24 protein-coding genes are annotated in these 22,772 nt (G+C 64.6%); 16 read left to right on the top strand and 8 right to left on the bottom strand.

Annotated features, from left to right (window positions below):
• The first annotated feature begins 13 nt into the window (after positions 1 to 13).
• From lysA to M0534_RS02890, 11 genes are all read left to right on the top strand, one after another.
• A complete protein-coding gene (gene lysA / locus M0534_RS02940) occupies positions 14 to 1,279 on the top strand; it encodes a diaminopimelate decarboxylase (protein WP_248566924.1) in 1,266 nt (421 codons plus the stop codon).
• Complete coding sequence (gene dapF / locus M0534_RS02935; RefSeq protein ID WP_248566923.1) at positions 1,276 to 2,145, top strand: diaminopimelate epimerase; 870 nt, start codon at positions 1,276 to 1,278, stop codon at positions 2,143 to 2,145. Before lysA ends, dapF begins: the two co-directional genes overlap by 4 nt.
• Positions 2,146 to 2,192: 47 nt before the next feature.
• Complete coding sequence (locus M0534_RS02930; RefSeq protein ID WP_248566922.1) at positions 2,193 to 2,888, top strand: DUF484 family protein; 696 nt, start codon at positions 2,193 to 2,195, stop codon at positions 2,886 to 2,888.
• Positions 2,889 to 2,891: 3 nt separating this feature from the next.
• Positions 2,892 to 3,800, top strand: a complete 909-nt coding sequence (gene xerC / locus M0534_RS02925; RefSeq protein ID WP_248566921.1) for a tyrosine recombinase XerC — start codon at positions 2,892 to 2,894, stop codon at positions 3,798 to 3,800.
• A gap of 162 nt (positions 3,801 to 3,962) precedes the next feature.
• Complete coding sequence (gene hslV, locus M0534_RS02920) at positions 3,963 to 4,508, top strand: ATP-dependent protease subunit HslV (RefSeq protein ID WP_248566920.1); 546 nt, start codon at positions 3,963 to 3,965, stop codon at positions 4,506 to 4,508.
• A 12-nt stretch (positions 4,509 to 4,520) separates the two neighbouring features.
• A complete protein-coding gene (gene hslU, locus M0534_RS02915) occupies positions 4,521 to 5,864 on the top strand; it encodes an ATP-dependent protease ATPase subunit HslU (protein WP_248566919.1) in 1,344 nt (447 codons plus the stop codon).
• 161 nt (positions 5,865 to 6,025) lie between these two features.
• The gene (locus tag M0534_RS02910) at positions 6,026 to 6,400 is read left to right on the top strand and encodes a gamma-butyrobetaine hydroxylase family protein (RefSeq protein ID WP_248566918.1); all 375 of its coding nucleotides are present in this window, start codon (positions 6,026 to 6,028) and stop codon (positions 6,398 to 6,400) included.
• Positions 6,397 to 7,143, top strand: coding sequence for a bifunctional demethylmenaquinone methyltransferase/2-methoxy-6-polyprenyl-1,4-benzoquinol methylase UbiE (gene ubiE, locus M0534_RS02905; protein ID WP_248566917.1), 747 nt, complete (start codon positions 6,397 to 6,399; stop codon positions 7,141 to 7,143). The genes M0534_RS02910 and ubiE overlap by 4 nt, the downstream gene beginning before the upstream one ends.
• A gap of 15 nt (positions 7,144 to 7,158) precedes the next feature.
• Positions 7,159 to 7,776, top strand: a complete 618-nt coding sequence (locus tag M0534_RS02900) for a ubiquinone biosynthesis accessory factor UbiJ (protein WP_248566916.1) — start codon at positions 7,159 to 7,161, stop codon at positions 7,774 to 7,776.
• On the top strand, positions 7,773 to 9,440 hold the full coding sequence (ubiB, locus tag M0534_RS02895) for a ubiquinone biosynthesis regulatory protein kinase UbiB (RefSeq protein ID WP_248566915.1): 1,668 nt from the start codon (positions 7,773 to 7,775) through the stop codon (positions 9,438 to 9,440). Before M0534_RS02900 ends, ubiB begins: the two co-directional genes overlap by 4 nt.
• A 347-nt stretch (positions 9,441 to 9,787) precedes the next feature.
• On the top strand, positions 9,788 to 10,675 hold the full coding sequence (locus tag M0534_RS02890; protein WP_248566914.1) for an acyl-CoA thioesterase: 888 nt from the start codon (positions 9,788 to 9,790) through the stop codon (positions 10,673 to 10,675).
• A gap of 16 nt (positions 10,676 to 10,691) precedes the next feature.
• Here the strand turns inward: M0534_RS02890 and M0534_RS02885 are convergent, their stop codons facing one another.
• The 3 genes from M0534_RS02885 to M0534_RS02875 are packed head-to-tail and all read right to left on the bottom strand — an operon-like array spanning position 10,692 to position 13,433.
• On the bottom strand, positions 10,692 to 10,946 hold the full coding sequence (locus M0534_RS02885) for a YcgL domain-containing protein (protein WP_248566913.1): 255 nt from the start codon (positions 10,944 to 10,946) through the stop codon (positions 10,692 to 10,694).
• Between the two features lie 2 nt (positions 10,947 to 10,948).
• On the bottom strand, positions 10,949 to 12,244 hold the full coding sequence (locus tag M0534_RS02880; protein ID WP_248566912.1) for a S41 family peptidase: 1,296 nt from the start codon (positions 12,242 to 12,244) through the stop codon (positions 10,949 to 10,951).
• Between the two features lie 31 nt (positions 12,245 to 12,275).
• Entirely contained in the window at positions 12,276 to 13,433 is a 1,158-nt protein-coding gene (locus M0534_RS02875) for a murein hydrolase activator EnvC family protein (RefSeq protein ID WP_248566911.1), read from the bottom strand.
• A gap of 251 nt (positions 13,434 to 13,684) precedes the next feature.
• Between M0534_RS02875 and M0534_RS02870 the strand changes: the two genes are divergently transcribed.
• Genes M0534_RS02870 through M0534_RS02860 form a run of 3 tightly spaced genes read left to right on the top strand, consistent with a single transcriptional unit; the run spans position 13,685 to position 15,698 of the window.
• Positions 13,685 to 14,098: a rhodanese-like domain-containing protein gene (locus tag M0534_RS02870; protein ID WP_248566910.1), complete on the top strand. Its 414-nt coding sequence runs from the start codon at positions 13,685 to 13,687 to the stop codon at positions 14,096 to 14,098.
• A 54-nt stretch (positions 14,099 to 14,152) separates the two neighbouring features.
• Complete coding sequence (gene secB, locus M0534_RS02865) at positions 14,153 to 14,665, top strand: protein-export chaperone SecB (protein ID WP_248566909.1); 513 nt, start codon at positions 14,153 to 14,155, stop codon at positions 14,663 to 14,665.
• A 13-nt stretch (positions 14,666 to 14,678) separates the two neighbouring features.
• Complete coding sequence (locus M0534_RS02860) at positions 14,679 to 15,698, top strand: NAD(P)H-dependent glycerol-3-phosphate dehydrogenase (protein WP_248566908.1); 1,020 nt, start codon at positions 14,679 to 14,681, stop codon at positions 15,696 to 15,698.
• 10 nt (positions 15,699 to 15,708) lie between these two features.
• Here M0534_RS02860 and M0534_RS02855 read toward each other — a convergent pair whose 3' ends face one another.
• Positions 15,709 to 16,176: a tRNA (cytidine(34)-2'-O)-methyltransferase gene (locus tag M0534_RS02855; protein WP_248566907.1), complete on the bottom strand. Its 468-nt coding sequence runs from the start codon at positions 16,174 to 16,176 to the stop codon at positions 15,709 to 15,711.
• Between the two features lie 250 nt (positions 16,177 to 16,426).
• On the opposite strand from M0534_RS02855, the gene fabG reads away from it, so the two are divergent.
• Positions 16,427 to 17,173 (top strand): 3-oxoacyl-[acyl-carrier-protein] reductase, encoded by a 747-nt coding sequence (gene fabG / locus M0534_RS02850; RefSeq protein WP_248566906.1) that lies wholly within the window; start codon positions 16,427 to 16,429, stop codon positions 17,171 to 17,173.
• An 8-nt stretch (positions 17,174 to 17,181) separates the two neighbouring features.
• Positions 17,182 to 17,709, top strand: coding sequence for a hypothetical protein (locus M0534_RS02845; protein WP_248566905.1), 528 nt, complete (start codon positions 17,182 to 17,184; stop codon positions 17,707 to 17,709).
• A 73-nt stretch (positions 17,710 to 17,782) separates the two neighbouring features.
• Here the strand turns inward: M0534_RS02845 and glnG are convergent, their stop codons facing one another.
• The 4 genes from glnG to glnA form a co-directional block, all read right to left on the bottom strand.
• Positions 17,783 to 19,183 carry a nitrogen regulation protein NR(I) gene (gene glnG, locus M0534_RS02840; protein WP_248566904.1) on the bottom strand — a complete coding sequence of 467 codons (1,401 nt, stop codon included), beginning with the start codon at positions 19,181 to 19,183 and terminating at the stop codon, positions 17,783 to 17,785.
• Complete coding sequence (gene glnL / locus M0534_RS02835; protein WP_248566903.1) at positions 19,173 to 20,243, bottom strand: nitrogen regulation protein NR(II); 1,071 nt, start codon at positions 20,241 to 20,243, stop codon at positions 19,173 to 19,175. The genes glnG and glnL overlap by 11 nt, the downstream gene beginning before the upstream one ends.
• A gap of 187 nt (positions 20,244 to 20,430) precedes the next feature.
• Positions 20,431 to 21,003 carry a DUF4124 domain-containing protein gene (locus tag M0534_RS02830; protein WP_248566902.1) on the bottom strand — a complete coding sequence of 191 codons (573 nt, stop codon included), beginning with the start codon at positions 21,001 to 21,003 and terminating at the stop codon, positions 20,431 to 20,433.
• Positions 21,004 to 21,130: 127 nt separating this feature from the next.
• Positions 21,131 to 22,546, bottom strand: coding sequence for a glutamate--ammonia ligase (glnA, locus tag M0534_RS02825; RefSeq protein ID WP_248566901.1), 1,416 nt, complete (start codon positions 22,544 to 22,546; stop codon positions 21,131 to 21,133).
• Positions 22,547 to 22,772: the final 226 nt, after the last annotated feature.

Below are 22,772 nucleotides of genomic sequence, written 5' to 3'. Positions count from 1 at the left end.
CCACGGAGTTTGCATGCATCCCTTTGCCTACCGGGACGGGCGGCTCTTTGCCGAACAGGTTTCCCTGAACGCCATCGCCGAGGAACACGGCACACCGGCCTACGTCTATTCGCGCGCCGCGATCACCGCCGCCTGGCAGGAATTTGCCGCGGCCTTCTCCAGCGTGGACCACCGCATCTGTTACGCGGTCAAGGCCAACTCCAACCTGGCCGTGCTGGGCCTGCTGGCGCGACTGGGCTCGGGCTTCGATATCGTTTCCGGCGGCGAACTGGAACGGGTGCTGCGCGCCGGCGGCGACCCTGCCAGCGTGGTGTTCTCCGGGGTCGGCAAGACACGGTACGAGATGGCGCGAGCGCTGCAGGCCGGTATTGCCTGCTTCAATGTCGAATCGGCGGCCGAGCTGGGCCAGTTGCAGACCGTGGCGGAGCACCTGGACACGACGGCGCCGGTTTCGCTGCGGGTCAATCCGGATGTGGACGCGCAGACCCACCCCTACATTGCCACCGGGCTGAAGGAGAACAAGTTCGGCATCGCGCTGGATCAGGCGGAAGCCCTGTACCGGGACCGCGCGCGCTATCCGAATCTGGATTTCGTCGGTGTCGACTTTCATATCGGTTCCCAACTGACCCAGGTGGCGCCCTTCCACGATGCACTGAATCGTGTGCTGGCGATGGTCGACCGCCTGGCCGAAGACGGCCTGCGGCTCCGCCATATCGATATCGGTGGCGGCCTCGGCGTGCGCTACCGTGACGAGCAGCCGCCGAGCCCGGCGGCCTATGCGGAAGCGGTGCTGCCACTGCTGCGGGATCGCGGCCTCACGGTGCTGATTGAGCCGGGCCGCAGCATCGTTGCCAATGCTGGCGTGCTGCTGACCCGTGTGCAGGTGCTGAAGCACACCGATCACCACAACTTCGCCGTGGTCGATGCGGCGATGAATGACCTGTTGCGACCGGCCCTTTATGCCGCATGGCAGGACATCCTTCCGGCTCAACCCCGGGATGGCGCAAGCCGCGACTACGATGTGGTCGGCCCGGTCTGCGAGACCGGCGACTTTCTGGGCAAGGACCGCAGCCTGTGCCTGCAAACCGGTGATCTGCTGGCGGTAATGAGTTCCGGCGCCTACGGTTTCGTCATGGCCTCGAACTACAACACGCGGCCGCGGCCGCCAGAACTGCTGGTGGACGGCGACACGGTTCACCTGGTCCGCCGGCGCGAGACCGTGGAGGAACTGCTGGCGGGCGAGCGGCTGCTCCCCGATGACAGCGGTGCCGCAACATGAATACCACGCGGCGGCTGCAGTTCAGCAAGATGCAGGGCATCGGCAACGATTTCGTCGTGATCGATGCCATCCGTCAGCCGGTCCAGTTGAGCCCTGCGCAGCTGCGGTTCCTGGCGGACCGGCATTTCGGCATCGGCTGCGATCAGATCCTGTTCGCCGCACCCGCCACCGAGGACGGCGCCGATTTCCGCTACCGGATCTTCAACGCCGACGGCGGCGAAGTAGAACAGTGCGGCAATGGTGTGCGCTGCCTCGCCGTCTTCCTGGCCGAACAGGGCCTGAGTACGGCGGATGAGCTGGTGATCCAGACCCTGGGTGGACCGACCCGTATCCAGCGTCTGGCGGACAGCCAGATCCGCGTGGACATGGGACCGCCGCGGCTGGCGCCGCCATCGATCCCGTTCGAGGCCGCCACTCAGGACAGCCGGTATGCGCTGGAGGTGGATGGTCGCACGTTGCAGATCGGCGCAGTCTCCATGGGCAACCCGCATGCCGTGCTGCAGGTCGACGAACTCGATACCACGCCGGTAGAACGACTCGGGCCGCTGATCGAGGCCCACCCCCGTTTCCCGAAACGCGTCAATGTTGGGTTCATGCAGGTGCTCGCCCCGGACCACATCCGACTGCGGGTTTTCGAGCGCGGCGTCGGCGAGACGCTGGCCTGCGGCACCGGTGCCTGCGCTGCGGCGGTGGTTGGCCAGATTCAGGGCGTGCTGGGCCCGGCGGTACGGGTGGACCTTCCCGGCGGCCGCCTGCACATCGAATGGCAGGGTGGCGATAATCCCGTCTGGATGACCGGTCCGGCGCAGACCGTATTCGAGGGTCAGGTACTGCTGCCCGATGACGACAATGCGAATGACGGATAGACTGAGGAAAAGCCGGTGCCGAACCGGACCCATGACCGGAGACGCGGATGAGCACCCAGCACGAAACCGAGCTTGAGCAAGATCCGCCGGAAGACGGGGTTGCCAGGTACCTGGAGCAAAACCCCGACTTCTTCGTCCGCCACCCGGATCTGGTGACCCAGTTGCGCATTCCTCACGAATGCGGTGAGGCAGTGTCGCTGATCTCGCACCAGGTGCAGGTGTTGCGCGAGCAGAACCGCAAGTCCGCCCGGCGCCTGGATGAGCTGGTGCGGGTTGCACGGGACAATGACCGTCTCTCCGAACGCCTGCATCGGCTGACCCTGGATCTGCTCGACAGCAGTGACCTGGATGCCGTGCTCCACGCACTCAAGGATGGCCTGCGGGAGCATTTTTCCGCCGACATGGTGGCCGTGCGGCTGTTCGACAGCAGCAAGCTGCAAGCCAAACATCAGGATTTCATCGCCCCGGAAGACAGCAGCTTGTCCCACTTCCGGCGCTTCCTGCAGGACGAGAAACCGGTCTGCGGCAGGCTCGCCAGCGAGCAGATTGCCTTCCTGTTCGGCGACAGCGCCGCCAAGGTTGCATCCGCCGCACTGATCCCGGTCTCGGACCGCAGCGCCATGGGCCTGCTGGCCATCGGCAGCTATCAGGCCGATCGCTTCCACGCCAGTCAGGGCACCGTGTTCCTGCGTCAACTGGGACAACTGGCCGGGCGCGCGCTGCGACCACACCTGAGTCACTAGAACATGCAGAACGACGATGCGCTGGCCTGGCTTGATCGCCATGACCGCCATCTGGCCAGCGAACGTCGCCTGTCCCCACTAAGCCGCAAACACTACCGGCGTGACCTGGACCGGCTGGCGGACTGGGCCGATTCCAGCGGGCTGGAGCACTGGACCGAACTCGACAGTCACCATATCCGCGCCTTCGTCGCCGGTGAGCACCGCCGCGGACTCGGCGGCCGTTCGCTGCAACGGTTGTTGTCGGCAATCCGCGGTTTCTATCGTTTTCTGATTCGGGAAGGCCTCTGCCAGAACAACCCGGCACAGGATATCCGGGCACCGAAGAGCCCACGCCGCTTGCCGGCCACGCTGGACCCGGACCAGACCGCACGGCTGCTGGATCAGGGCGCCGACACCACCGACCCACTGCAACAACGGGACGTGGCGATCTTCGAGCTGATCTACTCCTGCGGTTTAAGACTGGCAGAGGTGGCGGCCCTGAACCGGGGCGATGTGGACGCCGACAGCGATATGCTGCACGTCACCGGCAAGGGTTCACGCGCCCGCATCCTGCCGGTGGGCGGCATGGCCCGCCGGAGGCTCGCCGCCTGGCTGGAACTGCGGCCGCGATTCGCCGGGCAGCAGCAAGCCGCACTGTTCGTCAGCCGACAGGGCAAGCGGCTGTCCCACCGCAGCATCCAGAGCCGCCTGCAACGACTGGCGGCTAGTACCGGCCTGGACCGCCACGTGCATCCGCACATGCTGCGCCATGCCTTCGCCAGCCACCTGCTGGAATCCAGTGGTGACCTGCGTGCAATCCAGGAATTGCTTGGCCACGCCGACATCGGCACGACCCAGATCTACACCCATCTGGACTTCCAGCACCTGGCACAGGTGTATGATCAGGCCCACCCGCGGGCGCGGAAAAAATAAGCAGGTATCAGGCGCCAAGCCGGGATCGTGCCTGGATGGCGAAGCGGGCGCGGGGATAGCGGGCGTTCGACCCCGGGCCAATTCCGCCCCTGATCCTTGAAGGGCGTGCCGATACCCCCCATACCCCACAGTTCCCGGTAAACCCTTCCCAACGGAGCGTCCATGGATCAGTTCAGAGGCACCACCATTCTCTCCGCGCGGCGGGACGGCCAGGTCGTGATCGGTGGCGACGGCCAGGTTTCGCTCGGCAATACGGTCATGAAAGGCAATGCGCGCAAGGTCCGGCGACTGTTTCACGATCGCGTACTGGCGGGCTTCGCCGGCGGCACCGCGGACGCCTTTACGCTGTTCGAGCGCTTCGAGGGGCAACTGGAAAAACACCGCGGCAACCTTCAGCGTGCAGCAGTGGAACTGGCCAAGGACTGGCGCTCGGACCGCGCCCTGCGCCGCCTGGAAGCCCTGCTGCTGGTCGCCGACCAGAGCGGCACCCTGATGATCTCCGGCAACGGCGACGTGATCGAACCGGAACGCGAGCTGATCGCGATCGGCTCCGGCGGCCCGTTCGCCCAGGCCGCGGCGACCGCGCTGATGGACCATACCTCGCTGCCGGCCAGGAAAATCGTCGAGAACGGGCTGAACATTGCCGCCGACATCTGCATCTACACCAACCACCATCTCACCATTGAAGAGCTGGGCCCCGAGGCCTGAGGGATCGCATTCATGTCGGAAATGACACCACGCGAAATCGTCCAGGAACTGGACCGCTACATCATCGGCCAGGGCAACGCCAAACGGGCCGTCGCCATCGCGCTGCGGAACCGCTGGCGGCGAAGCCAGCTGGACGAGGATCTGCGACGCGAAATCACGCCGAAAAACATCCTGATGATCGGGCCGACCGGCGTCGGCAAGACCGAGATCGCTCGCCGGCTGGCACGTTTGGCGCGGGCGCCGTTCATCAAGATCGAGGCCACCAAGTTCACCGAGGTGGGTTACGTCGGCCGCGATGTGGAATCCATCGTCCGCGACCTGGTGGATTCGGCGATCAAGCTGACTCGGGAAGAGGCCATGGACCAGGTCCGCTACCGGGCCGAGGAGGCAGCCGAGGAACGGCTGCTGGACATCCTGCTGCCACGGCCGACGGTCTCCCAGTGGGACGACGGCGAGGCTGAGCCCGCCGATTCGGCGACCCGGACCAAGTTCCGTAACAAACTGCGTTTCGGCGACCTGGATGATCGCGAGGTGGAGGTGGAGGTCTCCGCCTCGCAGCCTGGTGTGGAAATCATGGCACCGCCCGGCATGGAGGAGATGACCAGCCAGCTGCAGAACATGTTCCAGAACCTGGGCGGCCAGCGCACCCGCAAGCGGCGCATGAAGATTCGCGACGCGCGCAAGGTGCTGCGCGAGGAAGAGGCCGCCAAGCTGGTCAACGATGAGGAAATCCGGCTGGCCGCGGTAGAGCGGGTGGAACAGCACGGCATCGTCTTCCTCGACGAACTCGACAAGGTTGCCCGGCGCAGTGATGGTGGCGGCAGTGGCGGAGCCGACGTCTCCCGCGAGGGCGTGCAGCGGGATCTGCTGCCGCTTGTGGAGGGCAGCACGGTCTCCACCCGGCACGGTTCGGTGCGCACCGACCACATCCTGTTCATCGCCTCCGGCGCCTTCCACCTGTCCAAACCCTCGGACCTGATTCCCGAGCTGCAGGGCAGGCTGCCGATCCGGGTCGAACTGGATGCCCTGTCGGTGGAGGACTTCGTTCGCATACTGACCGAGCCCAACGCCTCGCTCACCGAGCAGTACACGGCACTGATTGGCACCGAAGGCTGTGAACTGAGCTTCACCGAGGACGGCATCGCGCGCATCGCCCAGGTGGCCTGGGAGGTCAACGAGGGCACCGAGAACATCGGTGCCCGACGGTTGCATACCGTGATGGAACGGCTGCTGGAGACGATTTCCTACGAGGCCTCGGATCAGGGCGGCCAGGCCGTGACCGTGGATGCGGCCTACGTCGACCAGCACCTCTCCGACCTGGCGCAGAACCGGGATCTCAGTCGCTATATTCTTTAGGGAAGCACTGACTTATTCCCGCGCCTGCGCCCGAGACCGGCTTTGGTCATCTGGCTAGGCAGGGTGCCGCGTTGGTCACGACGTGGCGCCCGATACCCCTCGTTCCTTATCATGGGCGCAGTCCAGGCTTCCGCCCGTCCAAACTCGGAGTCATTCCAGTCATGCCCACGCCAACGGAAATCAAGCTGCACCAGGAATCGCGCATCCTCGACGTGACCTTCGACGATGGCCAGAGCTTCAGCATGAGCTGCGAGTACTTGCGGGTGCACTCACCGTCGGCGGACGTCAAGGGCCACGGGCCCGGGCAGGAAGTGCTGCAGGTCAACAAGGAAGACGTCAACATCACGCAGATCGAACCGGTGGGCCAGTACGCGGTGCGGCTGCATTTTGACGACGGCCACCACACCGGACTCTACAGCTGGGACTACCTCTACGAACTCGGAAGCAATTACGCGGAATTCTGGCAGCGTTACCTGGAGCGCCTGGAGGCCGCCGGCTACCAGCGCCGCGAGGGCGCCGCCGGAGGCCGTCAATGAGCGGCGACGACACCGACTTCGGCTTCCAGCGGGTGCCGGCCGACGACAAGGCCCGCCGGGTTGGCGAGGTGTTTCGCTCGGTGGCAGGGCGCTATGACCTGATGAACGACCTGATGTCAGGCGGCCTGCACAGGCTGTGGAAACGCCAGGCCGTCGCCATGGCCGGCCTGCGCCCGGGCTACCAGGTGCTGGACCTGGCCTCCGGCACCGGTGATCTGGCCCGGCTGATGGCGCCCCGGGTGGGTGATGCCGGCCGGGTGATCATGTCCGATATCAACGAGTCCATGCTGTGCCGCGGCCGCGACCGGATGCTCGATTGCGGCCTGGCGACGGACATGGACTTCGTGCTCGCCGATGCCGAGCACCTGCCGTTCGCCGACGCCAGCATGGACCGCATCACCATGGCATTCGGCCTGCGCAATGTGACCCGCAAGGAAGCGGCGCTGGAGGAGATGCGACGGGTGCTGAAACCGGGCGGCATGGTGCTGATCCTCGAGTTCTCGCGCCTGCGGCTCGCGCCGCTGGAGCCATTCTACGAGGCCTATTCCTTTCGCATCCTGCCGCGCCTCGGCAAGCTGATTGCCGATGATGCCGAAAGCTACCGCTATCTGGCGGAGTCGATTCGCATGCACCCGGACCAGGAGACGTTGCGGGACATGATGCAGGCCGCCGGTCTGGAGGATTGCGATTACACCAACATGAGCGGCGGCATCGTGGCCGTTCATCGTGGCCGGGTTTACTGAGGGCGGACGCGCGCTATGCACTGGTTGGACCGCCCACTCGACACCCTGGCCAGCAGCCTGAACCGGCTGCTGGCCATTGATTCCGAAAGCCGGCAGCGGCTGGAGCGGCTGAACGACCGCTGGATTGCCATTCATCTGAGTGCGCCGACACTGAGCCTGCACCTGACAGTCGAGGACGCGACACTGCAACTTGCCGCCGGCGCCAGCGACGACGCGACCCGAGTGCCCGATGCGGTAATCAGCGGCAATGCGCTGGCCCTGCTGGCGCTGGCCCGGGATCCCGAGGCAGGCGGCAACGCGGTGCGTTTCAGCGGCGACCTAGGCGTGATCCGCGATCTGCGGAGTCTGCTTGCCGGAACCGAGATCGACTGGGAGGAACAACTGGCGCGGATGCTCGGAGATCTGCCGGCGCATCGCCTGGGCGAGACCGGCCGCGCGGCTCGCCGCTGGCTCCGCCAGGCGCGCTCCCAGTATGCCGGAGCGCTGACCGACTATCTGACCGAAGAGCAGGCGCTGCTGCCGAGTCGGTGGCAGGTGGAGGATTTCCTCGACGATGTGGACCGGTTGCGGGCGGATGCGGATCGCCTGGAGGCACGCCTGCGTCGTCTGGAACGCCGCCGGAGACCCGAATGATCCGGCCACGGCAGATGCTCCACCTGATTCGCATCAACCTGGTGCTGATCCGCCACGGCCTGGACGAGGTGGTCTTGGCCACCCGGCTGTTCCGGCCGGTCCGCTGGCTGAGCTGGCTGCTACCCTGGACCTGGTTCCGGCGCAACCCGGACAGTCGCGGTGAACGCATTCGCCGGGCACTGGAGGATCTGGGGCCGATCTTCGTCAAGTTCGGTCAGATCCTGTCGACCCGACGGGATCTGCTGCCGCCGGATATCGCCGACCAGTTGTCCTACCTGCAGGATCGGGTGCCGCCGTTCCCGGCGGCAGATGCCCGCGACATCATCACCCGGGCCTATGGTTGCCCGCCGGATGCAGTGTTTGCGCGCTTCGACGATGTGCCGCTGGCCTCGGCCTCCATTGCCCAGGTGCATTCCGCGCGGCTGCTGGATGGCCGCGAGGTGGTGGTCAAGGTGGTGCGGCCGGGCATCTTCCGCGTGATCCGGCGTGACCTGGAGCTCATGCACAGTTTCGCCGATGTGTTGCAACGCTACTCCGATCTGGGCCGCCGCCTGCGGCCGCGGGAAGTGGTGGAGGAATTCGAACGCAACCTGATCGACGAACTGGACCTGCTGCGCGAGGCGGCCAATGCGTCGCAGCTGCGGCGCAACTTCCTGGATTCCGACAAGCTGTATGTACCGGACGTGATGTTCGAGCACAGCCGGCGCACGGTCATGGTCATGGAACGCGTCAGCGGCACGCCCATCGGCCACATCGAGGCCCTGCGGGCCCGCGGCGTGGATCTCAAGGTGCTGGCGGAAAAGGGCGTGGAGATCTTCTTCACCCAGGTGTTCCGCGACAGCTTCTTCCATGCCGACATGCACCCGGGCAATATCTTCGTCGACACCACGGATCCCGCGGATCCCCGCTATATCGCGGTGGATTTCGGCATCGTCGGTACCCTGAACCCGACCGACCACCGCTATCTGGCCGAAAACTTCCTGGCCTTCTTTGACCGTGACTACCGCCGGGTTGCGGAACTGCATGTGGAATCCGGCTGGGTACCTCCGGATACCCGGGTGGATGAATTCGAGGGCGCCATCCGCACGGTTTGCGAACCGATCTTCGAACGGCCGTTGCGGGACATCTCGTTTGGCGCTGTCCTGCTGCGCCTGTTCGAGACCGGACGGCGCTTCGACATGGTGGTGCAGCCGCAGCTGGTGCTGCTGCAGAAGACCCTGCTCAACATCGAGGGCCTGGGCCGTGATCTGTACCCGGACCTGGACCTCTGGCAGACGGCCAAGCCATACATGCAGCGCTGGATGCGCGAACAACTGGGCGGTCGCGCGCTGCTACGCCGCATTCGCCAGCAACTGCCGGCCTGGGGTGAACAACTGCCGGACCTGCCCGGCAAGCTGATGCAGGCGGTGGATGACCTGGATCGCCTGCGCGACGACGTGCGCCGGCAGGCGACCGCGGTGCAGGAGTTGCGCGATGCCCAGCAACGCGGCAACCGACTCCGCCTGGGCCTTTACACCACCGGAGTGCTGGCGCTGGCAGCGCTGGTGGTCAGCCTGCTGGATCAGCGCGCCAGCGCACTGCTGCCCGGCGATGCCGCAGGCTGGAGCCTGTCCCTGCTCGGCCTGGCCGGTATCGGCCTGGTGGTGTCGCTGGTCCGACGTTAGGGAAACGCTGATCTATTTCCGCGTCTGCGCCTGAGACCGGTTTTGGTCATCTGGCAAGCCGCGGTGCCGGTTCGGTAGAGGCGTAGGGTGGGTCAAGCGAAGCGGACCCACGCAGTGTGATCTGTTGGCGGGACAACAAAGTTGTTCGAACAAACCAGGGCCGGGAAAGGTATTGGCGGCGGCGGTGACCGAGCGCGGGTTGGCATCATGGTAACGAATCACACCGCGTGCATTCGCTGCGCTTAATGCACCCTTGTGTCTTGCCTCGGAGAAAATGCGGACTCCAACGCAGGCGTGCGAATAAGTCAGCGTTTCCCCAGCGTCTGCGCCAGATACAGGATCTCATTATGACCAATGACAAGGACCAGGCTAGCGGCCTGCTGCGGCAGCTCTGCGCCCTTCTGGACGTCGAGCGGCTGGAGGATAATCTGTTCCGCGGCGAGAGCCGCAACATCGTCGGCCGCCGTGTATTCGGCGGCCAGGTCCTGGGCCAGGCCCTGGTTGCCGCCGGTCGTACCGTCGATGCTGGGCGGCCGGTGCATTCGCTGCATGCCTATTTCCTGCGCGCCGGGGATGCCGGTGCGCCGATCATCTTTCAGGTCGAACGGGCCCGCGACGGTGGCAGCTTTTCTTCCCGGCGGGTCGTGGCCATTCAGCACGGTCGGCCGATCTTCAATCTGTCCGCCTCGTTCCATGTGCCCGAACAGGGACATGAACACCAGTTGCCGGCACCCGAGGTGCCGCCGGCCGATGGACTCGACAGCGAATGGACGCTGCTGCGACGGCATCGTGAGCTGCTGACGGAGCCCTATCGGCGACTGGCCGACCGGCCGCGACCGATCGATGTCCGGCCGGTACGACCCCAGCACCCGTTGAATCCGGACCGGCAGGACAGTCATCGGGATCTGTGGCTGCGGGCGCCGGCAGCCCTGCCGGACGATCCGCTGATGCATCGGGCGCTGTTGGCCTATGCCTCGGACTATCACTTGCTGAGCACGGCGCTGCTGCCCCATGGGCGCACCATTTTTCAGGGCCGCACGCAGCTGGCGAGTCTGGACCACGCCATGTGGTTTCACCGTCCGTTTCGCATCGACGACTGGCTGCTGTATCACCTGGAAACGCCGACCACGGCCGAGGCGCGCGGATTCTGCCGCGGCAGCCTGTTCGACGCCGGCGGCCGGCACGTGGCCTCGGTGACCCAGGAAGGACTGATGCGGCCGCTGGACAGCGACTGAAACCATCGCCGGCCGCTCAGGCGTGTCCGCCCTGTTGCTCTTCCTGCGGTGGCAGCTGGATGTAGCATCCCTGGGTGAGCAATGCGCGCAGTAACACCGGTGCGTCGACCCGGGCCAGCTGGCGATCCGGCGTCAACACCAGGTCCATCACGTGTTGCAGCTGGCCGAAGCGCTGCAACACGAGTTGCGGCACCGCATCGGTCGGTTGCCGGGCGGGCAGGAAGAGGTAGGTATCGGGCGTGCGCGAGCCCTTGAACACGGAACAGTGCACGCTCAGCGCCTCTGGCCGAGGATGCGCAGCCCCTTGAGCAGGTTCAGCGCCTCGAACACGGCATAGTCGTCCACCGCCCGCGCCCGCTGCTCGTCAGCGTCCTCCAGGCGCGGCAGCTGGTCGCCATCCAGATGGCGCTGCAGATCCCGTTCGGTCAGGCGCCGCGGCTCGGAATCCTCGCGCAGACGGACCTGCACCCGATCCAGAATCACGTCCGGTTCGATGCCCTCAGCCTGAATCGAGCGTCCATCGGGGGTGTAATAGCGGGCCGTGGTCAGTTTGATCGCCGCCCCGCTGTTCAGCGGCAGCACGCTCTGCACCGAGCCCTTGCCGAAACTGCGGGTGCCCATGACCACGGCGCGCCGATGATCCTGCAGGGCGCCGGCAACAATCTCCGACCCCGAGGCCGAGCCCTCGTTGATCAACACCACGATCGGCGCCCCGTGTGCCAGGTCTTCTCCGGAGGCGTCGAATTCCATCTGCGCCTGATCCAGGCGGCCTTCGGTGTAGACGATCCGCCCTTCCTCGAGGAAGGCATCAGCCACCGCCACCGCCGCCTGCAGTACGCCACCGGGGTTGTTCCGCAGGTCGAGCACCAGGCCATCCAGCGATCCGTCCGCGGCCTCATTCAAGGCGGCCAATTGATCCTTGAGATTGGCAGCGGTGCGATTCTGGAACTGGCTGATGCGCAGGTAACCGTAGCCATCCTCCAGCATACGGCTGCGTACGCTGACCACCTGCACCACGTCGCGGGTCAGGGTCACTTCCAGCGGTTCATCCTGGCCCTCGCGGGTGATCGTCAGGGTGATGTCCGTACCGGGTTCGCCGCGCATCAGCGAGACTGCCTCGTTCAGGTTCATGCCCCGGGTGCTGCGATCATCAAGCCGGATGATCAGGTCACCGGCGCGGATACCTGCGCGGGCCGCCGGTGTGTCGTCAATTGGCGCGACCACACGGATGAAACCGTCATCCACATCGACTTCCAGGCCGAGCCCGCCGAACTCACCGCTAGTTCCCTCCTGCAGCTCGGCAAAATCGTCGGCGGACAGGTAGGCGGAATGCGGGTCCAGACCTTGAAGCATGCCGCGGATCGCGTTTTCCAGCAGCTCCTTGTCAGACACGTCCTCGACATAATCGCCCTTGACCCGGGAAAACACCTCGCTCAGCGTGCGCAACTCCTCCAGCGGCAGATCCCGGGCCCCGGGCTGCTCATCCGCCAGCGCGGAAGGCATTGCCAGTAACCACGCCACTGCAACGCCAAGGGCCATCAACGGGCCGGGCACTACGGGATATCGCATGTCTTTCTCCACCAGAACGATCCGCGCTGCACTAATCCTCGGCCGCACGCAGCCAGGTCATCGGGTCACGCGGCTCACCACCGACGCGCAATTCGAAATACAGGGCGGATCGGCCGCCGGCACCGGTATCGCCTGAACTGGCAATGACATCGCCGGCCTCGACCCATTCGCCGACGTCCCGGTACAGACTGTCATTGTTGCCGTACAACGTCATGTGTCCATCACCGTGATCGATGATCATCAATAACCCCTGACCACGCAACCAGTTGGCGAACACCACCTGACCGTTGGCCACGGCCGTCACCGGCGTTCCCCGGTCCGCCGCCAGCAGGAGCCCCCGCCAACGATCACCGCTGCGCCCGCGGCTGCTGCCATAGCGGGCCATGACCTCGCCCTGCAACGGCCAGCGCAAACCACCCCGTTGCTCATCGAATGGCTGCATGGCGCGATCCTGCTGCGGGATCTCCGCCAGCGCCTGATGCAATTCGTCGAGCAGGGCCTGCAACTCCTGCTCGTCTTCGGCCATGCGCGCCAGACGCGCATCTTCACTGGCAATCTCGGCGTCCAGGCGCGCCTGCAGTTCGGCCCGTTCGTCTCGGCGCCGCGCCAGGCGCTCGGCCTCTTCATCCTGTTCCTGCCGCAACTGATCGAGTTGCTGCCGCTGGCCGGCCAACTCTTCCTGGCTGGCCCGCAGCTCCGCCACCATCGCGACCGCCTCCTGAACGCGCTGCTCACGCTGGGCACCGAGACGCTCCAGATACACCAGCATGCGTCCCAGTTCCGCCGGATCCTCCTGATTGAGCAGCAGCTTCAGCGCGGGCTGGGCGCCGAGTCGATGGACCGCACGGATCTCCTCGGCCAACTGCTCCCGCTGGGCCTCGGCATTTTCTTCCTGCTCGGCCTGCTGTTGTTCCAGTTCGGAGATGCGGGTGCCGACCTGTTCCGCTTCCGCCTGCAATTCCCGGCCGCGCCGCACGGACCGGCTGACGGACTGCTCAAGCCTGCGTTGCTCCTCGGCAACCGCATCACGCTCCGCGCGCTGGGCGTCCAGATCGCGTTCGATACGCTCGATCTCGCCACGCAGCTGCTCAAGCTGCTGCTCCCGCTCTTTAATATCGGCCGTATCCGCTGGAACCACCGGACTTGCCAGCAACAGGCCGCACAGCAGCAGCCGGCGAATCGCCCGCAAATGCGGTCTCCCGGGTCGTCTGATCGCGGCATCCGCCAAGTAGCGCAAGACACCTGAAGCCAGGCATTCACTCATTGTGACCGCCCTGTATAATGCCGAGTTCGCCTGGATCGGCGTCCGGGGTTTCGATGCCGCTGTCACAGGCCCCCGGCCGGGGCCACGCGGCGCTGCTTCCGGTGCCGATATCGCCATCGCGACCGCCATGCGGCAGCGACCTCCGCGCAATTTTTGCACACCACTTGGATCGACTGATGGAATTCATTGCCAATAACTGGATCCTGTTCGCCGCACTGGCCGCCGTGATCGGCTGGATCATGATGAGTGAACTGGGACGCGTGGCCCAGGGCGTCAGGCAGGTGGACGCCACCGAGGCTACCCGACTCTACAACAAGCAGGACGGCGTTTTCGTGGATGTCCGGCCGGAGGCCGAGTTCAACAAGGGTCATCTGCCCGGCGCGGTGAGTATGCCGGAGGGCAAGTTCGAACCCCGACACAAGCGCCTGCACAAGCAGAAGCAGAAACCGGTGATCGTCTACTGCGGCAACGGGATGGTCGCCGGCAAGGCAGGCAAGGCCCTGAAACAGGAAGGCTTCGAGCAGGTCATGCAGCTCAAGGGCGGCTATGACGGCTGGACCGGAGCGGGCTTTCCCACCGAACGTAAATAGACTGGTCCGTCAGATCGGCAAACGCCGACGACGCACCGCGACGAAGGAGTCAGCATGGCTGAAAAGCAGAGCAACGGTGCCGCAGCAGGTGCCCAGGAAGAAAACAAGCAGCAGTTCGCCATCCACAAGATCTACCTGCGGGATGCCTCGCTGGAAGCACCCAATGCGCCGGATATCTTCCGCGGCGAGTGGAAACCGCAGGTCAATGTGGATCTTGGAACCGAAGCCAAGCGGCTGGCCGACGACACCTACGAGTGTGTGCTGCGCGTTACCGTGACCGCCAAGGTCGAGGACAAGACAGCATACCTCTGTGAGGTGCATCAGGCCGGGGTGTTCGGTGTCTCCGGCTTCGACGACAAGACACTGGAGGCGGTGCTGGCCAGCTACTGCCCGACCAACCTGTTCCCGTTTGCCCGCGAGGCGGTAGCTGACCTGGTGGCCAAGGGTGGCTTCCCGCAAATGCTGCTGGGGCCTGTGAATTTCGAGGCGCTGTATATGCAGAAGCGACGCGAACAGCAGCAGGCCGAATCGGCCGCCGCCGACAACAGCGAGGCCAAGCCGTCCTGAGCGGCCTCAGCGCATGACCGCCACGCAGCAGCCAATCGCAGTGCTCGGCGCCGGATCCTGGGGTACGGCACTCGCCCTGGTGCTTGCGCGCAACGGCAACGCCGTGCGGCTTTGGGGGCACGTGCCGTCGCATATGGACACGCTGGCACGCGATCAGGAGAACCGGCGTTACCTGCCCGGCGTCCGCTTTCCCGACACGCTGGAGCCCACCGACGATCTACGCCAGGCGATTAACGGCGTTCGCGATATCCTGATCGTGGTCCCGAGCCTGGCGTTCCGCGACATCCTGCAGCAGCTGCAGCCCATACTGATGCCGGATGCGCGGCTGATCTGGGCGACCAAGGGCCTGGATGCGGACAGCGGTGGACTGCTGCACGACGTGGTGCAAGAAAACGCCCCCGGCCACCCGATGGCGGTCCTGTCCGGGCCCAGCTTTGCGGCCGAGGTGGCGGCACGCAAGCCCACGGCCGTGACCATCGCCTCCACGGACCCGGACTTTGCCGACGACATGGTGGAGCGCTTCTACAGCGAGGATTTCCGGCCTTACTCCAGCTCCGACATGATCGGTGTCGAGCTGGGCGGCGCGGTAAAGAACGTGCTTGCGATTGCCACCGGCATCGCCGACGGGATGGAACTTGGTGCCAACACCCGCGCCGGACTGATCACGCGGGGGCTGACCGAGCTGGCGCGTCTCGGAGACAGCCTGAACGCAGATCCCCTGACCTTCATGGGACTGTCCGGCATGGGCGACCTGATCCTCACCTGCACGGACAACCAGTCGCGCAATCGACGCGTGGGCCTGGCCATGGGGCGGGGACAAACACTGGAGCGGGCGGTCGCCGAGATCGGCCAGACGGTTGAAGGCATGTACACGGCCCGCGAGGTTCGCAAGTTGGCGCAGCGGCATGACGTGGAAATGCCGATCTGTGACCAGGTCTACCGGATCATGGTGCAGGGCTTGCAGCCAGCAGAGGCGGTGCGTGCCCTGATGCAGCGAGCACCCCGCGGCGAAAGCCCGCTAGCCCCAGGCTGATTTTCAGCACTTACTCGGCGGCGCCGACGAAGTCCAATTGCCGCCAGGCCTCGTAAACACAGACCGCCACCGCATTCGACAGATTCAGGCTCCGATTGCCCGGCCGCATTGGCAGACGCAGGACCTGGGCCGCCGGCAGGGCGTTGAGCACCGTCTCCGGCAAACCCCGGGTTTCGGGACCGAACAGCAGCGCATCGCCGACCGCAAACCGGCCCGAGAACACATTTTTCCTGCCCCGCGTGGACATGGCAAAGACCCGGCCGGGACGCACCGCATCCAGCGCCGTTGCCAGATCCGGATGCCGCCTGACCCGGGCCCATTCGTGGTAATCCAGCCCCGCCCGCCGCAACTGGCGATCCTCCATCGTGAAGCCCAGTGGCTCGATCAGGTGCAGACTCGCCCCACTGTTGGCACAGAGTCGAATCACATTGCCGGTATTGGGTGGAATCTCCGGCTGATACAGCAGCACATGCAGCACGTGCGTCGATGCTCCGGCTTGGCTTCGGGCGGCCCGGCATTTTGCGGTGTCGACCCGGCCGGGTCCAGCCCGCCATGCGGCAGCGCAGCTTGCGTCGTCGGCATCGGCTGTTCAGTGTATGGAGAAGCTGATCGGATTCCGCTAGGGAAACACTGATCTAAGCTTGTAAGCACCGGCATCGGTTCCGGGATAACCAAGACGACGGCACAGACGGGTTGTGACCCTCGCAAGCCCACAAGGAGGAACGTCAATGACTGAACGCCTGGATAACAAGACCGCCATCGTCACCGGTGGCTCCCGTGGTATCGGACGTGCCATTGCCCTGGAGTTGGCGCGGCTTGGCGCCCGGGTCGCCATCAACTACCGCAGTGGCAGCAACGAAGCCGACAAGGTCGTGGAGGAACTCAAGGCACTTGGAACGGATGCCATGGCCGTGCAGGCCGACATCAGCAAAAAGGACGAGGCCCGCGGGCTGGTAAAGCAGGTTGAGGACCAGTGGGGCCAGGTGGACGTTCTGGTGAACAACGCCGGCATCACCCGGGACCGCACGCTGAAAAAACTGACCGATGACGACTGGGAAGACGTGATCAACACCAATCTCAACAGCGTCTATTACACGGTCAGTGCGGCCATGCCCGGCATGATGGAACGGAAGTTCGGTCGCATTATCAACATCAGTTCCTTTGTCGGCCAAGCGGGCAACTTCGGCCAGACCAACTACTCCGCCAGCAAGGGTGGCATCATCGCCTTCACCAAGAGCGCTGCCCAGGAAGTGGCCCGTTACAACGTCACGGTCAATGCCATTGCTCCCGGTTTCACGCTGACCGAAATGCTGGCCAAGGTGCCCGACGAGATCCAGCAGAAAATCCTCGACAAGATCCCGATGCGTCGGTTTGGCCAGCCCGAGGAAATCGCCCGGGCGGTGGTTTTCCTGGCGGCCGATGGCGACTACATCACCGGCCAGCAGATCAACGTCAACGGTGGCGTCTACATGTAGGAGGTCCGATGCCGCGCTGGGGACTGACGCTGGTGCTGGCAGCGGCACTGGCGTCCGGCGCCGCGCACGGATTTGAACGCGGACCGTACCCGGAACGCGGTTACGCCGGGGTCGGCGTGGTCAATGACGTGCTCGGCGCCCAGCTGGAGCTGGCCAATCCGGTTGGCAGCATCTGGGTGATGGTGGGCTACCACCTGGACGTGCCCGGCAGCGCCAGCTTCGAGCGCGGCCGGCAGACCGGCTTTGTCGGCGGTTTCCGGCTTTTCTCCGGCGGCGGCGGTCTGGAAAGCAGCTGGTATGCGGGCGGCGTGATCGGCACGTTGGAGGTCGACACGCGCCGCGAGGATGGCGATCGCAAAGCCTACCAGCGGCTCGGCTTCGGCGGCACGCTCGGCTATCAGTTCATCAGCGGGCGCCTGCGTACGCACATCGGGCTTGGTGCTGCCTATCTGGAGCCATACACTGCGGATGACGATACCCGGGTGAGGCGGGACTACATACCGCTGTTTGAGACGGGGCTCAGCCTGTCGTTCTGAGCCGGGTCGCGCGGACATTCCCGTTGTCCCGGGCCGGCCCGGGACCGCGGCACCCTGAACATGCGGCGCTCGCCTAACAATCGAGGTTCAGCTCCTTGATCTTGCGGGTCAGGGTATTGCGGCCCCAGCCAAGCAGGCGGGCGGCATCCTGTCGCCGGCCTCCGGTGGCGCGAATCGCGACCTTGATCATGATCCGCTCGAAACCCGGCAGGGCGGTCTCGAGCAGGCCGTGCTCACCCCGCGCCAGGGCGCGTTCCGCCCAGACCGCGAGGGCGTCTTCCCAGTCTTCGCCGCTGGACGCCGACTGCCCGTCCTGCCGCAATTCCGCCGGCAGGTCGCTTATGTGAATTTCCTTGCCGTTGGCCATCACGGTGAGCCAGCGGCAGGTGTTCTCGAGCTGGCGCACGTTGCCGGGCCAGCTCAAACCCATCAGGTATCGGCCCACTTCCTCGCGGAGCTGCTTTGGTTCGCCGCCGAGTTCCTCGGCGGCCTGGGCCAGAAAGTAGCGCGCAAGGCGCGGAATGTCCTCGCGCCGCTCCCTGAGTGCCGGCAAGTGAATGCGGATCACGTTCAGGCGATGGAACAGGTCCTCGCGGAAATGGCCCTCGGCAACGCGGCGTTCCAGGTCCTGGTGGGTGGCGGCAATGATGCGCACGTCCACGGTAACCGCGGTGTGGCCGCCGACGCGATAGAACTGTCCCTCGGCAAGGACCCGCAGGAGACGGGTTTGCAATTCGGGGGGCATGTCGCCGATCTCGTCCAGGAACAAGGTACCGCCGTTGGCCTGTTCGAACCGGCCCTGACGGCTTTGCTGGGCACCAGTGAAGGCGCCCTTTTCGTGGCCGAACAGCTCCGATTCCATCAGGTCGCGCGGTATCGCGGCCATGTTCAGGGCGATGAACGGCTTCTCCCGACGGGGGCTGTGGCGATGCAGGGCGCGCGCCACCAGTTCCTTGCCGCTACCGGATTCGCCGTTGATGAGCACATTGATATTGGAGCTGGACAGGCGGCCAATGGCACGGAAGACCTCCTGCATGGCGGGTGCCTCACCGATGATCTCCGGCACCTTCTCGTCATCCTGCGGTTCGACAACCTGATCCCAGTTGCGCGTCTCCAGTGCCCGCCGCACCAATCCGACGGCATCATCGACGTCGAACGGCTTGGGCAGGTACTCAAAGGCACCACCCTGGTAAGCGGAAACCGCTGCATCCAGATCCGAATGCGCGGTGATCACGATCACCGGCAGGTCCGGCCAGCGCTCGTGGATCTGCGACAGCAGTTCCAGGCCATCGATACCCGGCATCCGGATATCGGTGATGAGTACCGCGGGCTGGCGCCGGGGCATAGCGGACAGGGCCGCATCGCCGGATTCAAAGGTCCGCACCGACAGCCCTTCCTGTTCAATCGCCTTTTCCAGGACCCAGCGAATCGAGCGGTCGTCATCGACGACCCAGATTTCTTCCTTATTCACCATTGGTCGTGCTCTCCAGAGGCAGCCAGATCGTGAACAGGGTCTGGCCGGGTTCGCTCCAGCATTCAATCAGGCCGCCATGCTGGTGTATCAGGGTTTGCGCGATGGACAGGCCCAGGCCACTACCCTTGGCACGCGACGTCACCATCGGATAGAAAATGCGTTCCATCATCTCGGGTGGAATGCCCGGCCCGGTGTCCTCGATGTCAATCCGGGCCACCAGCTTGTGCGGGACATCGGCAATCGTGAATTGACGCTGGGAACGGGTTCGCAAGGTGATGCGGCCAACCTCGCCCACCGCCTGCAGCGCGTTGCGCACGATATTCAGCACCGCCTGAATCAATTGGTTGGGTTCGCCGATCAGACTCGGGATGGACGGATCGTAATCGCGAACCAGGCCGACGCCCTCGGGTGCCTCGGCGTCAACCAGCTGCCGAACCCGTTCCAGCACCTCGTGGACGTTGACTTCGCGCTTGTTCGGCGGCGAATTCGGTCCCAGCAGGCCATTGACAAGCGTACGCAGCCGATCCGCCTCTTCGATGATGACCTGGGTGTATTCCCGCAGATCCGGTGCCTTCAGTTCCCGCTCCAGCAACTGGGCCGCACCGCGCAATCCACCCAGCGGGTTCTTGATCTCATGGGCCAGCCCACGCAATAGATGACGAGTCGCCTGGTTCTGGTTGATCAGGGATTGTTCCCGGGTAATCCGCAGGCGCCGGTCCAGTTGGGAAAGCTCCAGCAGGAGCTCGCATTCCGAGATCGGAATCGCGGCGACATCGACCGTGATGTGATGGCTACCCGAAACCTCGACACGGACTTCCCGCTGGGTGAATGCCTCACCATGGTGCATGGCTTCCTCAGCCAAGCGTTCGAGGACCCGCCCTCCCGGTGAGGCGGGATAAAGCCGGTGTCCCTGAACCTGGCGCGCGCTGACCGCGAACAAGGCCTGCGCTGCCGGATTGATGAAGCGAACCCGCGACTCCTGGTCAAGGAGTATCAATGCGGTTTGCATGTTTTCCAGCAAGCGGCTGTTCAGGCCCGGGTCATCGGCAATGGTCATCATGCAGTGGGTCTAGCAAGAAATGCACCATGCTTGCGGGACGCCGGCGCCAAGCCGGCTATCGTGGGGTCATGGCACGCTGCGCCGGGAACCGGCAGGGATCAACATGGTGCGCCGGCATGTCCCGCAGGCACCCTGGAGGATACAGCGTGATTCAACATCGCACCATTATGGTGCGCGCGCGGCCCGCTTACTGCGCCGGGCCCGGGGTGATGCCGGTGCCGGCTGGACCCTGGCGCTGCGGGAATAGCTGCGATGCCTGGTGCATGTAGAACACATGTGGAGTCGATTCGGCCACCGCTTGACCGTCGGCATCGACCACAACCAGCTGCACCGTATGTTCGCCGCGGTGGATATCGGTGAGTTCGAAACTGTAGCCACGTTGGGGTTCACCGTGGGCATCACCGTTCAGTAACAACGCCAGCGTGTGACCATCGCGCAGCGGTGGTCGGGTTTCGGCACGGACGGTCACACGACCCTCGTTGTCGCGCACCGTGCCCTGGTCCGCCGGACTCAGTATCTGCACCAGCTCATAGCCGGGAGCGGCTTCCTCCTCGATCGGCTGTTCCGGCCGCTCGCGACGCGGCGACCGTGGCGGAGACGTGTAGGTGGAAGAACCCTCGATCTCGATCCGCTCCGCACCCTCGGAAGGCTGGTCACTAAAGCTGACGTTGCCGTCCTGATCCACATAGCGATAAATCGTGGCCCCCGTCGACAAGGTTACGGCAAGGCTCAATGCGAGGATGGAGAGCAGGATTCTCATGTCCCTGAGACTAGCGCCGGCGGCCACGGTTCACAACGCCGGGTAACGCCTGCCGGCGTGCCCGGCGGCGCCAACAAGAAAGGGGCCCCGCAGGCCCCTTTCGGATTCACACTGACTGCAGACCCGATCAGGCGCTGTAGTACAAATCGAATTCCACCGGATGGGTGGTCATCCGCAGGCGTGTGACCTCTTCCATCTTCAGTTCGATGTAGGCATCGATCACGTCGTCGGTGAACACGCCGCCTGCCTTGAGGAACTCGCGGTCCTGGTCCAGCGCCTGGAGTGCCTCCTCCAGATCGAAGGCAACCTTCGGAATGTCCTTCTCCTCCTCCGGCGGCAGGTCGTACAGATCCTTGTCCATCGCATCGCCCGGATGGATCTTGTTCTGGATGCCGTCGAGACCCGCCATCAGCATCGAGGCGAAGGCGAAGTACGGGTTCGCGGTGGAATCCGGGAAGCGCACTTCGATGCGCCGCGCCTTCGGGTTGGAGATCCACGGAATCCGGATCGAGGCGGAACGGTTACGGGCCGAATAGGCCAGCAGCACCGGCGCCTCGAAGCCTGGCACCAGCCGCTTGTAGCTGTTGGTGGAGGCATTGGCGAAGGCGTTGATTGCCCGTGCGTGCTTGATGATGCCGCCGATGTAGTACAGCGCCGTCTCGCTCAAACCGCCGTACTGGTCGCCGGTGAACTGGTTCTCGCCGCCCTTGGAAATGGACTGGTGCACATGCATGCCGGAACCGTTGTCGCCGACCAGAGGCTTGGGCATGAAGGTGGCGGTCTTGCCGTAGGCGGCGGCCACATTGTGCACCGCGTACTTCAGCTTCTGCACCTCGTCGGCCTTCTTCACCAGGGTGTTGAATTCGACCCCGATTTCGCACTGACCGGCGGTAGCCACCTCGTGGTGGTGCACCTCAACCTTGAGGCCAAGTTCTTCCATCGCTTCGCACATGGCGGCGCGCAGGTCATGCAGCGAGTCGACAGGCGGAACCGGGAAATACCCCCCCTTGACGCCCGGACGGTGTCCCATATTGCCGTCGGCATAGACCCGCTCCGAGTTCCAGCCGGCCTCTTCCGAATCGATCTTGTAGAAGCTGCCGCCGATATCCGCGCCCCAGCGCACGTCGTCGAACACGAAGAATTCGTTCTCCGGGCCAAAAAACGCGGTGTCGCCCAGACCGGTGGACTGCAGGTAAGCCTCGGCGCGCTTGGCGATGGAGCGCGGATCACGCTCGTAGCCCTGCATGGTGTTCGGCTCGATGATGTCGCAGGTCATGTTCAGCGTCGGTTCGTCGAAGAAGGGGTCGAGCACGGCGCTGTCCGGATCCGGCATCAGGATCATGTCGGAATCGTTGATCCCCTTCCAGCCGGCAATGGAGGAGCCATCGAACATCTTGCCTTCTTCGAAAGTGTCTTCCTCGATGCCGGAGGTCGGCAGGGTGACATGCTGTTCCTTGCCCTTGGTGTCGGTGAAGCGAAGATCGACATACTTGATCTTCTCTTCCTTGATGTACTTCAGAATGTCAGCTGCGGTGCGAGCCATGCTTACCTCCCGGTCATGAAAAATAGTCGCGCCAGGCGCGGTCGATGCGAAGTAAAGCAGTAACCGTGCCAGCACCAATACATGGCGCGGCATCGCGTTTTAATAGTGCAGAGCATGGCAGGACTCGCGGCAATACGCACTAATAAGGCGCAAATCGTTGCAGCATGCACCAAATCAGTGCGTAAACGCTGGTCCGTGTCTTCTTAAGGAAACACTGATTTATTCG

The sequence above is a fragment of the Methylonatrum kenyense genome, assembly GCF_023195885.1.
Lineage (GTDB): Bacteria > Pseudomonadota > Gammaproteobacteria > Nitrococcales > Aquisalimonadaceae > Methylonatrum > Methylonatrum kenyense.
This window is presented reverse-complemented; position numbering and strand designations above follow the sequence as displayed.

Excerpts from the sequence above, each read along its gene's own strand:
- lysA (WP_248566924.1), top strand. The coding sequence starts at position 14 with ATGCATCCCTTTGCCTACCGGGACGGGCGGCTCTTTGCCGAACAGGTT.
- dapF (WP_248566923.1), top strand. The coding sequence starts at position 1,276 with ATGAATACCACGCGGCGGCTGCAGTTCAGCAAGATGCAGGGCATCGGC.
- M0534_RS02930 (WP_248566922.1), top strand. The coding sequence starts at position 2,193 with ATGAGCACCCAGCACGAAACCGAGCTTGAGCAAGATCCGCCGGAAGAC.
- xerC (WP_248566921.1), top strand. The coding sequence starts at position 2,892 with ATGCAGAACGACGATGCGCTGGCCTGGCTTGATCGCCATGACCGCCAT.
- hslV (WP_248566920.1), top strand. The coding sequence starts at position 3,963 with ATGGATCAGTTCAGAGGCACCACCATTCTCTCCGCGCGGCGGGACGGC.
- hslU (WP_248566919.1), top strand. The coding sequence starts at position 4,521 with ATGTCGGAAATGACACCACGCGAAATCGTCCAGGAACTGGACCGCTAC.
- M0534_RS02910 (WP_248566918.1), top strand. The coding sequence starts at position 6,026 with ATGCCCACGCCAACGGAAATCAAGCTGCACCAGGAATCGCGCATCCTC.
- ubiE (WP_248566917.1), top strand. The coding sequence starts at position 6,397 with ATGAGCGGCGACGACACCGACTTCGGCTTCCAGCGGGTGCCGGCCGAC.
- M0534_RS02900 (WP_248566916.1), top strand. The coding sequence starts at position 7,159 with ATGCACTGGTTGGACCGCCCACTCGACACCCTGGCCAGCAGCCTGAAC.
- ubiB (WP_248566915.1), top strand. The coding sequence starts at position 7,773 with ATGATCCGGCCACGGCAGATGCTCCACCTGATTCGCATCAACCTGGTG.
- M0534_RS02890 (WP_248566914.1), top strand. The coding sequence starts at position 9,788 with ATGACCAATGACAAGGACCAGGCTAGCGGCCTGCTGCGGCAGCTCTGC.
- M0534_RS02880 (WP_248566912.1), bottom strand. The coding sequence starts at position 12,244 with ATGCGATATCCCGTAGTGCCCGGCCCGTTGATGGCCCTTGGCGTTGCA.
- M0534_RS02870 (WP_248566910.1), top strand. The coding sequence starts at position 13,685 with ATGGAATTCATTGCCAATAACTGGATCCTGTTCGCCGCACTGGCCGCC.
- secB (WP_248566909.1), top strand. The coding sequence starts at position 14,153 with ATGGCTGAAAAGCAGAGCAACGGTGCCGCAGCAGGTGCCCAGGAAGAA.
- M0534_RS02860 (WP_248566908.1), top strand. The coding sequence starts at position 14,679 with ATGACCGCCACGCAGCAGCCAATCGCAGTGCTCGGCGCCGGATCCTGG.
- fabG (WP_248566906.1), top strand. The coding sequence starts at position 16,427 with ATGACTGAACGCCTGGATAACAAGACCGCCATCGTCACCGGTGGCTCC.
- M0534_RS02845 (WP_248566905.1), top strand. The coding sequence starts at position 17,182 with ATGCCGCGCTGGGGACTGACGCTGGTGCTGGCAGCGGCACTGGCGTCC.
- glnG (WP_248566904.1), bottom strand. The coding sequence starts at position 19,183 with ATGGTGAATAAGGAAGAAATCTGGGTCGTCGATGACGACCGCTCGATT.
- glnL (WP_248566903.1), bottom strand. The coding sequence starts at position 20,243 with ATGATGACCATTGCCGATGACCCGGGCCTGAACAGCCGCTTGCTGGAA.
- M0534_RS02830 (WP_248566902.1), bottom strand. The coding sequence starts at position 21,003 with ATGAGAATCCTGCTCTCCATCCTCGCATTGAGCCTTGCCGTAACCTTG.
- glnA (WP_248566901.1), bottom strand. The coding sequence starts at position 22,546 with ATGGCTCGCACCGCAGCTGACATTCTGAAGTACATCAAGGAAGAGAAG.